Below are 10,352 nucleotides of genomic sequence, written 5' to 3' on the forward strand. Positions count from 1 at the left end.
TATGTCAGTTCGTATCATCAGTAAGGGAAAAAAAATTTGTTCTGCCCACTCGTTAGCGCAAATTGTGTAAATTATGAAACATGAAAAAATTTATGTATTTGCGTTCTTAATCGTGATAGCGTTCTTTATGTGCTCGATTTTATGTGAACTGGCCGCAAGTGAGAATATTTCAGATAAAAATTTTGCTGACACTTTAAGCGACCTTACCAGCGAAAAAATTATTTGCTATCAAAACATAGTCGAACGCGCAAAACTTTATGAAGAGTGCATTAATTGGAATATCGCATTAATTTACGGTTATAATCCTGTTGTGAGGCTTGATGACGGATATTTGACGGCGTTTAATGCGAGTCTTGATGTAGGGCCCGACGCAGAGTCAGTGATAAATTTTGCGAAATTCTGCGAGACTAACGGCGCGGACTTCTTTTATTTGAGTCTTCCTCACAAAATTTGCGAGTCTCAAGATAAAGATATTTCCGGAATACTTGACTATTGCAACCAGAATACTAATAGATTTCTTGATTTAATAGGCGAAATATTATGATCTGCGAAAACTTTTGCACGAAAGCGGCTTTAATCATCATGAAGCGTTTTTCAAGACTGACCATCATTGGAAGCCTGAAACGGGACTATGGGCAGCGGTAGAAATTCTCAAGATTTTGCGTGATAATTATAAATGGCCGGTGAATCCTGATTTATTGCAGCTAAAAAATTTCGAGAGAGTCATTTATCCCAAATGGCATTTAGGCTCGCAGGGGAAAAAATTTACTCTTTCACGCGCTGAACCTGATAATATTAGCCTGATTTATCCCAAATTTGAGACGAGCTTTATTTACGAGATTCCGAGTCTTGACATAAATATCAGCGGCGATTTTGGAATTACTTACGACATGACGCAAATTTCAAGTCTTGATTATTACGGGTTAAATGCTTATGCGGCGTAGGACTATGCTGACCAACCGTTAATTAAGTTCACGAATCTTTTAGCAAGCTGCGATAAAAAATTGCTGGTGATCCATGAGTCATTTGCAAATTGTGTCGTGCCGTTTATTGCGCTTGAGATTAAGAACGTTACAGAAATTGATTTGTGGCATTACAGCGAGAGTCTTAGAGATTATATAACCCTTGTTAGGCCGGACGCTGTTATTGTAATGTACAATGCTAATGTGCCGGGATGTCAGACAAAAATTTATGATTTCAATTAAGGAGGATGATATTATGAAGCCCGAAAAATTTTTATCGTTCACGTTCTTAGCAATAGAAGCTGTTATTATGTGTTCAATACCGATTCAAATTATGCGCACTAAGATTTACAAGTTTATTCATTCACATTCACGAACAGCAAATGTAATAGTCCGCGAAAAAATTGACTTGGCGAAATTATATCCGTTCGAGTCTGATTCTGATTCTAAATCTGTACCTGCCGAAACTACGCAATTTACGCAAGGGGGGGGGGGGTATTACGGCTTATATGTGCGAATTAAGAAAGGTTTTGACTATTATACTAACAAAGGATTCACGCGCTATTATAATATCGTCGAAGCCGCAAAAAAATACGAGGATTTAATAAATTGGAATATTGCCTACATTTTTGACTACAATCCGGCAGTAAAACTCGGTGAAAAATTTTTTGTAAGATTAATACCTCCCCGCGAAGTCTCTCACGATGCAGACTCAATCTCAAAATTTGCTAAATTCTGCAATTCCTGCGGGATTCCATTTTTTTACGTCAATATCCCTAATAAAGTATGCGCGTCTGAAGATAAAAATATTTCCGGAGTGCTGGATTTCTCGAATCAGAATGCTGATAAATTCTTGAATCTGCTCGGCAATTACGGCGTAAAATATTACGATCTGCGAAAAAATTTACACGCTCAGGGAATGAATCATCATGAAGCGTTTTTCATCACAGACCTTCACTGGCGACAAGAGGCGGGATTCTGGGCGGCTAGGGAGATTCTAAAATTTTTGCGCGACGATTATAATTGGCCGGTCAAGCCCGAAATTTTGAATCCCGAAAATTTTTACAAGATTACTCATCCCAACACACATTTTGGTTCGGAAGGCGTAAAATTAACTCTTTCGCGTGTTAAGCCTGAAGATATGACGCTGCATTATCCGAAATTTAAAACTTTGCTTAATTATAAGATTCCTGATGACTCATTTGATAAAACCGGAGATTTCAGTATTACTTACAACATGGGAGCTATTGCCGTTTTTGCTCCTTATACCGGAGGCCCTTATGCTGTTTACGGCTATGGAAACCGCGCATTAATAACGATAGAGAATCTTTTGCCGTCATGCGATAAAAAATTGCTGATTATAGATGACTCATTCGGGAAATCTGTATCGCCATTTATTGCGCTTGCTATAAAAAATGTAGTCGAGATAAATTTACACATATTTCCGGGCAGCATAAGAAGTTACATAGAGTCAGAGCGTCCGGATGCAGTTATTGTAATGTATTATCCCGGAATTGTAGGCAAAGAATATAAAATGTTCGACTTCAGGTAAAATATTCTATAATTAATCACTAAGGAGAGATTTTATATATGAAGCCTGAAAAATTTTTATCGTGCATATTTATTAGCGTTGTAATGCTATTTTTGTTCTCAATTTTTTATCAGATAGCGGCAAGAGGGATTTACAAAATGTCCCCCCATGAAGACGCTATAAAAAGAGGAATTAAAATCGATTGGGCGACATTATATCCGTTCGAGTCTGAGGCTGATTCTAAATCTGCACGTGCCGAAACTACGCAATTTACGCAAGGGGGGGGGGGGTATTACAACTTATTTATGATTTCCTCAAAGATAAATTAACGGGGTATTCAAGCGAAAAAATTATAATTTATGACAGCATTGTTGAAAGCGCAAAAAAATATGAAGAATTTATAAACTGGAATTTATCATATGTACCCGTATATAATGCCGTAGTAAAACTTTCTGATGAATATTTGTCCGTGTTTGCACTAAGCCGAGATATGTCGCAATATGCCTTATCAACTGTAAAACTTGCGAATTTCTGTGAATCTCTTGACGTAAAATTTTTCTATGTCAGCCTGCCTCATAAAATATGTGTCTCGCAGGATAAAGACGTTTCCGGGACTCTTGACTTCTCGAATCAGAACGCGGATAAATTTTTTGCAGTCTTGAAAGATTCCGGCGTGAAATATTACGACTTACGAAAAAATTTACACGATCAAGGAATGAATCATCATGAAGCGTTTTTCATCACTGACCACCACTGGAGGCCGGAGTCAGGATTATGGGCAGCTAGAGAGATTCTAAAATTTTTGCGCGAAGATTATAATTGGCCGGTAAAGCCCGAAATTTTGAATCCTGAAAATTTTGATTATGTGATTTATCATGATTGGTTTCTTGGCTCTCACGGGAAGAAATTAACTCTAGCACGCACAAAACTAGAAAATATTACTATGATTTACCCGAAATTTGACACTTATTTGAATTACGAGATTCCGAATCTTAATATAAATCTTAGTGGAGATTTCTCGATTATGTATGATATGTCCTGTATTACAAAACGCGATTACTATAATTTGAGCGCCTATGGAGCATATAACTATGGCGGACAGTCTTTAATTAGATTCACGAATCTTTTAGCGGCTTCCAACAGAAAAATTTTAGTGATCGATGACTCCTTCGGAAATTGTGTATTGCCTTTTCTCGCGCTTGGTGTAAAAAATGTTGCGGAAATTGATCTACGCGGCTTTAACGGGAGTCTAAAAAATTATATCGCTTCAGAACGTCCTGATTTGGTAATTGTTATGTATTACATAAATCATTTAGGAGGAGCTAAATTTTTTGATTTCAGGTAAAGAAATATTTTCTAGTAGAATTAATAAAATTGTTTAGGAGTGATTCACATTGAAGCAGGCGCAAAATAATACATTAAAGTCTTTCGGAAACATGCATTTATAATTACGGGCGGGGAAAATGGCCTAACAAAAACGCGAGAAAAAACGGGTTTTAAGGGGGGATCTCGCGCACATGCAACAAATTTTTTGTAAATAAATACATATAAGCTCAACAAAAATATCTTGTCATAGTTTCCCGAAAATATTTATTGTTGTATAATCATAAATTACTAATTCTCGGATATAATTTTTCGAGGAGCTGTAAATTTTTTACAACTACATTTACAACTACAAAAATATTTAATTATTCACGCAATCGCAATTATTCACGCAGAAAAAATTTTTATTAAGATGTGTGGCATTAATCACAATCCAACAATGAGAAAAACTGTGAAACGTTCATTGACGCATACTTACGGGAAATAGCTGCCGATTACAAATCACGCGAAACAAAAGACCCGCATTATGGAGTAATCAGCAGAAAAAATAATAAAATATATTCCAGAAAATAAAAGAGTTTATGTTGACGAAACCGGATTTACTAGCTATTCATATTTATGTAGTCATTACGATAATTTTCCAAAAATGTTATGTTATCACTTATAATTAAATGAAAGCTCTTATAAATCAAATCCGGCACTGATCCTGCGGTAAAGAAAAATTTTTCCAAGTCCGGCCAATAACATAACAGCACAAGACTCAATATTTCATATACACAAACCGAGACACTATAACAAATACTGACATCATGAATAAATTTATATACGTTAAATCACACTTCAAGCAAAGAATCTTGACTATAAATTTTTTGCTGTGTATCATTAGCTAATTCATAAATTCATGCAGTGAGCTTTTCTCGCTGTAAATTCAGTAATATAGGGGTTGACTTTTTTGAATGAGGCTTATAATCATAATGGAGTCAGGAGTCAGGAGTCAGGAGTCAGGAGTCAGGAGTCAGGAGTCAGTAGTCAGGAGTCAGCTAGAATACTGCTCTAAATTCCAGCCTGTATGGGACACTAAAGAATATAGACTCAAACGCGCAAAATATTTATTATCGCAATTTATCAGGAAACTTTTACGATCCTCACTAAGACTCGCAAAATATCCTCTCAGACTCGCAAAGAGAGTCATAAAATCAATATTACGCCGCATTAAATCACTTTTCGCAGAGCCTAACCGCAATATAATAAAGACTCCTGCAAAAGATCCTTCGTTCAAATCAGACTCAGAACTCGCGCAAATAATTAATAATCTTTCAGGAGGGCTAAATTTTTCTACTCTCCCCAAACCTAAGCCGCTTAACCGTGATAGATTCTCGGAAAAATTATCGCGTCTCCGTGAATGGCTCAAGAATAATAATATCGATCCTGAAAATATCTGTGTCGCAAATTCCGCCGTCCTTGAGTGCTACGGACTCAGAGAAGCAAACGACTTCGATATAATAATTTCCGGAACTTCCCGCACAGCCTCGCAAGTATATGTAAATGATGACATTTTCGAGATTTTGCCGTCTCAATGGTTCAAAGACGTATCAAATGATCAGTTAGTGAGGGATCCCGCGTGTCATTTCTATTTTGAGGGAATAAAATTTGTCAGGCTCGAATATGTTTATTGCCACAAAAACGCGTTAAAACAAGGCAAAGGCGCGAAAGATTTTGCAGACCTCGAAAACATACGCGATTTCATGATAAATAACTCAATCAGGGCGCATAAAATTTCTAATCCCGATTTCAAGACTCAAGAGGAAATAATGAATATAATTAAGACTCTCTCTGACGGGCTTGACTTCACGAGAATCCAGCCTAATCCGCGAAATAAAGCAAGATTTACAGAAAAATTGACTCTCTTGAAACAATATTTACGTGATAATAATATCGCGCTTCAAGATATCTGCGTCGCAAATTCCGCAGCACTCGAAATTTACGGACTCAGAGAAGCAGACGATTTTGACGTTCTTGTGTCAAGCAGGCTTAATGACATTTTTTCACGCGAAGTAACACCCCTTATTAACGGCAAAGTCGAAAAATTACATGCTGATTGGCTGAAAGATTTTATCTCCGACGATCAATTAATTGACGACCCCGCGTGCTATTTCGTTTATGAGGGCGTTAAATTCGTAAGGCTGCCCATTGTCTACGGTTACAAGAAAATTTTGCAGCGCGATAAAGATATTGCAGATATTGCTATGATTCGTGAATATCTCGCGAGAGACGAAAATTTTTCTGAATGCTCATTCCCTCCAGAATATAATATTTTTATCCTATGGGAGAACGCTCAATACAGAAAAAATGAAATTATCAGCGACATCAAACAGGAACTCGAAATAATCAAAATTTGCGATATTGAATGGGAGAAAAAATATTTTCCCGAAAATCTGACGCGCTTTTACGGAGTCAACCTCCCGAAAAACTCAGACAAAGAAAAACACGTTGGAGACGGAATTTTTACGCTTATATTCTGCCGTGATCATTCACCATGCTACCAAAAACGACTCACAAGCAAAGGAATCAAAAACGTAAACGCAAACATGTTCGACCGCAAGACACTTTACAGACGCTGGACAGGAGGCGGCCACAAAGTACACTCAAGCAATGACGAGTCAGAAGCAAGACACGATTTAGCACTGTTATTCGGGCTGAGTCCTGAAAAATTAGAAGCTCTTGCAACTTCCGGAAATTTCCCCGACAAAATCTCGCGAAACACCGCCGGCCTTAATGAATGGTACAATCTCGACGAATTATTTTACACGCTCAATAACTCCGTAAAATATGTTGTGCTGCGAAATTTTGAATACTTACCCGACAAATTCAAGACTTCTGAACACGGCGATATTGATTTATTAGTTGACGATTATGACGAAGCTGTACGAATTTTATCAGGGAAAAAAGTTTTTACAGAATCTTACAGAGTCCATTATTGCGCAAGGGTCGCGGGCGAATTAGTATATTTTGATTTAAGGCACGTCGGCGACAACTATTACTGCTCTGAATGGGAACAGGACATTTTGAAGGATCGCGATTATTCGTCAAAAGGTTTCTACATTCCCAATCAGCAAAATTATAAATGGAGTCTGCTCTATCATGCTTTGATTCATAAACCGGCAGTCTCACAGGAATATACACAGAAATTGGCAGCACTCTTTGACTTTGGCCGGGAAAATTATTTATTCGAGCTGCGTAAATTTTTGGACTCTCATAATTACAGCATAACTTGCCCAAATGATTACTCAGTTTATGCGAACGAAGAAAATTCCGGAATCAAGCGCGTTATTCGGCCGCATAAGTAAGTTTTTCAGGAGATAAGGCCCTAACATGAAAAATTTTACTCTTGAAGAACTTGATAATTTATTGCGCCCATTTGACTGCATAACCGGCTATGATAAAGAAATTGACCCGATTAATTATTACATTTTCGTGAAGAATGATAAAATTTTGACGCGCCTTCATGAAATAATCAATGATAGAAGACTTGCAGAACCTTACGAAATCGGCCGGATCATAAAAATTGTGAATCTAAGCAAGATTTTATCACGCAAATGGGTGAATGACATTTTTTCGCGCGCAGTTAATAGAGTCATTGCCGGTAATGATTTAAATATGCTGGAACTTGTTTATATACTGACTCAGTGCAGTCAAGATTTTCACGTTAGCAGACAACTAGAGCAAAAATTTTCTGATTCTGATGATTTATATGACATTCTGAGCAAATATATTATCTCGTACGGCTATAAATTAAAGTATTCGAGCTTTACACTTGGCCGCAAAATATTTTTGAAGCGATATCTGCAAAATCACGGGCATATTTCATTATTTGAGGCAATTTATTTGTTGTTATCGACTATTAAGCGCAAATTTTTCATACGCAAACAAAATAATGACTCTGAATCTTATAAAATGGAATTCCTGCGCAAGTCTCATGAGAAAACGTGCGAAAATTTTATACATTTTATCGCCGAAAAATTTAATTTGTCCGGAAATTATATTATTTTACCGAGTGCAGGTGCGAGCGGTTGTACGTTTATAGCTGCTGAGATAGGCGGAGAAAAATTATTTATCAAGGGCAACGAATTTGCGGCAATATATAACAGCTTCACAAATGAAATTAACGCGCAGAAAAAATTGCAGACTCTCAACGATGAGCAGAAATCTTTATTTGTGATCATGAAGGACTACGACGCAGCCAAAAAATTTATTGTTTACCCATATGAAAGCGGTGTTACTCTCAATGATTATAATAACAGCGGGAAAAAGCTAAATCCTTCAGAACTTGCTAAACTGGGAGATTTTCTCGTGAAGGCTCTTGACGCGTTATACTCTCTTAAGATAACACACAGAGATTTAACGCCCAATAATATAATTTACGACGGTCATAATTTCAAGATTATAGATTTTGGGTGCGCTTATTCAGGGGGAGCAAATTTAATCGGCAGCAATGATTACTGGGACAAAGTGTTAAAGAAAAATGTTTGCAATCAATTTCGATATGATAAATATTTAGTTGATGATTCTGCGTCGGCTTATTACGTTTATATTTTTTGCGGAGGAGATTCAAATGACGAATATGCGCGAAAATTGCAATCTTTTATAGGACGTTCGTACATGTAATTTATCTTTTGCGAGTTTGTGAGCTTGTCATGGCAGAATAAAATTATAAATTAACGTTCATGAAGTTTTTTGCAGGATAAATAAAAATTTTTCTTTGTAAAGTTTTGTGAACGCTATAAAATTTAACTCTTTTCGTATTAGTAAATGTATTAGTAGAAAAAATACAGCTCACCTAATAAATTTTTTAAGAGAACTGCACGCACTCATTATAGCAAATAAACGTGAAATTCAGTATAACACGCGATAAACTAATTTTATTGCAGCATTAACGAATCTTTAACGGGAGACTCTGCGCTTGGTCTTGCTTGCTTGACTGCATCAACAATTTTCTTAATCCACCCGCCGTAAAATAATTCGCATAAATCTTTATTTGTGGCCATTAAATTATTTTGTTCGATAAGTGCCGGGCCTCTGCAGCCTCCGTAACAATGACGAGTAAATTTGCACGTCCTGCACTCTTCATTAGCTTTCAAGAAATCACTTGCTCTCATGTCGCATAATTTCATGTGTTCAGGGTAATTTATGCACTCTGAAAAATGAGTCTCAGGCATCGCAGGAAATATTTTTTCTGACTCTGTTCCGTACATCATGCCGCACATTACGACCCGGCCTTCAGGTGAAATATTTGCAGAACTTCGAGAGAGCGGGCACAATAAAATTTTTTCGGGATTATATGACTCGTCGTAACATAAAATTTGATATTTATCGGGAGTTTCCCTATCAGCAGCAAAAAATGACGTGAAAAATATATCCATAGGCATATTATCTGAATAATATTGCGGAATATAATCAAGATATGTTTGGAACACGTCTTTAATGCCGATTGATTTATTATCGCTGTGAGTTGTCCATTCGCCTACATTAGAAGCATAAGCAGTCTTTATAGAACTTACACCGAGTGAAGCAAGATGATTGATTGTAGCTCGTAAAGTGTGCTTATTGCCGTTGTGAATGATCATATTTGCGTTTGTCGAGTTCGCCTAAAATTTTTTCATTCACAAGTGAGCCGTTAGAATATATGTGAGCGATTATTATTCCGTGTTCAGTGAGAGAGTCTGCTATTTCGAGAAAGTCATCACGTAATAAAGGCTCGCCCCCTGTTAAAGATACGCTCATTACTCCGCATTCTGAAAGCTGATCGATAATTTTCATGATATTTTCGTGCGGTGCTTGATAGGCGTTAATTTCTGGAGCTGACATATAGCAATGCCTGCACTTGTAATTACATTTGCCGGTTATTGCCCAGTGAGCTGAACTAATATAACGGGAAGGATATTTTTTGTATTGCTGATGAAGTGTTAAGCCCTGACCTTTTTTGCATTGTTCGATTATGCCGCTTGATTCGTATTTAGAGATTAATTTTTTCATGACATCAGGAATAAACGGCATTGACAAATCAATATTTCCGTCGCAGAGTTCGAGAGCCTGCATTTGTTTTGACGTGATGAAGACAGCCAGCCCCGTTTTTGTATTTACTACAGCATAGGGGAGCTTGTCCCAGCCGCGCAAAATATAATCATCTTTGAGTCTGTAATACAAAATATTATCCTTCTCAATAAATTAGCTCGTAAAAAATTTATTAAAATGTACTGAATGTCCGGCAGAGATTTTTTTTCTTGATAAAGCCGTCATCTACGAAATTTAATTCATCGTCGTATGACTCTTCATCGTCAAATAAGCTGTCGTTTTTCGGGGGATTTCTCTTGAATGTAAAGACTCTACACAACCGCCCGCCCGCGACTGACTCAAGTTCTGACTGTGAAAGCTCCTGCATTGAGTCGAGTTTGAATCCGTGAGAGGCTGCAATTTTCGCAAGAGATTCGTTAATGACTCTTTGTGCGTCGTCATTGAAGCCCTTTTCAGCAAGAAGA

At 37.1% G+C, this 10,352-nt stretch carries 11 protein-coding genes; 8 read left to right on the top strand and 3 right to left on the bottom strand.

The features are described from left to right. The first annotated feature begins 73 nt into the window (after positions 1-73). The 8 genes from IJS99_00420 (at position 74) to IJS99_00455 (ending at position 8,481) form a co-directional block, all read left to right on the top strand. On the top strand, positions 74-544 hold the full coding sequence (locus IJS99_00420; GenBank protein ID MBQ7560284.1) for a hypothetical protein: 471 nt from the start codon (positions 74-76) through the stop codon (positions 542-544). A gap of 13 nt (positions 545-557) precedes the next feature. Continuing rightward, positions 558-944, top strand: a complete 387-nt coding sequence (locus tag IJS99_00425) for a hypothetical protein (GenBank protein ID MBQ7560285.1) — start codon at positions 558-560, stop codon at positions 942-944. Positions 945-1,004: 60 nt separating this feature from the next. Next, positions 1,005-1,205 (top strand): hypothetical protein, encoded by a 201-nt coding sequence (locus tag IJS99_00430; protein ID MBQ7560286.1) that lies wholly within the window; start codon positions 1,005-1,007, stop codon positions 1,203-1,205. 13 nt (positions 1,206-1,218) lie between these two features. Beyond that, positions 1,219-2,514, top strand: coding sequence for a hypothetical protein (locus IJS99_00435; GenBank protein ID MBQ7560287.1), 1,296 nt, complete (start codon positions 1,219-1,221; stop codon positions 2,512-2,514). Between the two features lie 38 nt (positions 2,515-2,552). Next, positions 2,553-2,822, top strand: coding sequence for a hypothetical protein (locus IJS99_00440; protein MBQ7560288.1), 270 nt, complete (start codon positions 2,553-2,555; stop codon positions 2,820-2,822). A gap of 161 nt (positions 2,823-2,983) precedes the next feature. Further along, positions 2,984-3,838: a hypothetical protein gene (locus tag IJS99_00445; GenBank protein MBQ7560289.1), complete on the top strand. Its 855-nt coding sequence runs from the start codon at positions 2,984-2,986 to the stop codon at positions 3,836-3,838. A 934-nt stretch (positions 3,839-4,772) separates the two neighbouring features. Further along, complete coding sequence (locus IJS99_00450) at positions 4,773-7,163, top strand: hypothetical protein (GenBank protein ID MBQ7560290.1); 2,391 nt, start codon at positions 4,773-4,775, stop codon at positions 7,161-7,163. A 25-nt stretch (positions 7,164-7,188) separates the two neighbouring features. Further along, a complete protein-coding gene (locus IJS99_00455) occupies positions 7,189-8,481 on the top strand; it encodes a hypothetical protein (GenBank protein MBQ7560291.1) in 1,293 nt (430 codons plus the stop codon). A 254-nt stretch (positions 8,482-8,735) separates the two neighbouring features. Here the strand turns inward: IJS99_00455 and IJS99_00460 are convergent, their stop codons facing one another. From IJS99_00460 to IJS99_00470, 3 genes are all read right to left on the bottom strand, one after another. Further along, positions 8,736-9,440: an SPASM domain-containing protein gene (locus tag IJS99_00460; protein MBQ7560292.1), complete on the bottom strand. Its 705-nt coding sequence runs from the start codon at positions 9,438-9,440 to the stop codon at positions 8,736-8,738. After that, positions 9,418-10,020 carry a radical SAM protein gene (locus IJS99_00465; protein ID MBQ7560293.1) on the bottom strand — a complete coding sequence of 201 codons (603 nt, stop codon included), beginning with the start codon at positions 10,018-10,020 and terminating at the stop codon, positions 9,418-9,420. The genes IJS99_00460 and IJS99_00465 overlap by 23 nt, the downstream gene beginning before the upstream one ends. Before the next feature lie 40 nt (positions 10,021-10,060). Then, a partial coding sequence (locus tag IJS99_00470) for a hypothetical protein (protein MBQ7560294.1) occupies positions 10,061-10,352 on the bottom strand: 292 nt, incomplete at its 5' end.

The sequence above is a fragment of the Synergistaceae bacterium genome, assembly GCA_017444345.1.
In the GTDB taxonomy this organism is placed as follows: domain Bacteria; phylum Synergistota; class Synergistia; order Synergistales; family Aminobacteriaceae; genus JAFUXM01.